The following is a 333-nucleotide window of genomic DNA, read 5'->3' on the forward strand; positions in this document are numbered from 1 at the left end:
GGGAAGAAGTGTCGCTTCCTCCGCCGCTTTTTGTGCAAGCAACTCCTTCCGTTTTTCTCCCAGCTCGGCAATCCAGCCTTTGAGGTTGTGGATAAGCTGCCGGATGGACTTCATCAGGCGGTTGGCGGCTCTGATTTCCCGGTTCAGGTTTCCGATATTCGTCTGGATACCACGCTTTTCCATCTGCCGGACAGCCGCTCCCTCATGGACAGTGGGGACTATATCAAACCCCTGTCTGGCATAGGAACGCAAGTCCACACGCTCCGGGCGGTCATTGGCTTCCAGATAGCGGTTCTGGATGACCTCCCATTCATGCCGCCAGATTTCACAATA

General features: G+C 55.0%; 1 protein-coding gene. It reads right to left on the reverse strand.

All coding sequences use genetic code 11. The features are described 5' to 3' along the window. The coding region (locus DW826_RS18805) for a MobA/MobL family protein (protein WP_242994155.1) at positions 1-333 on the reverse strand (333 nt) is incomplete at both ends.

This window comes from Clostridium sp. AM34-11AC (assembly GCF_003435375.1).
Lineage (GTDB): Bacteria > Bacillota > Clostridia > Lachnospirales > Lachnospiraceae > Pilosibacter > Pilosibacter fragilis.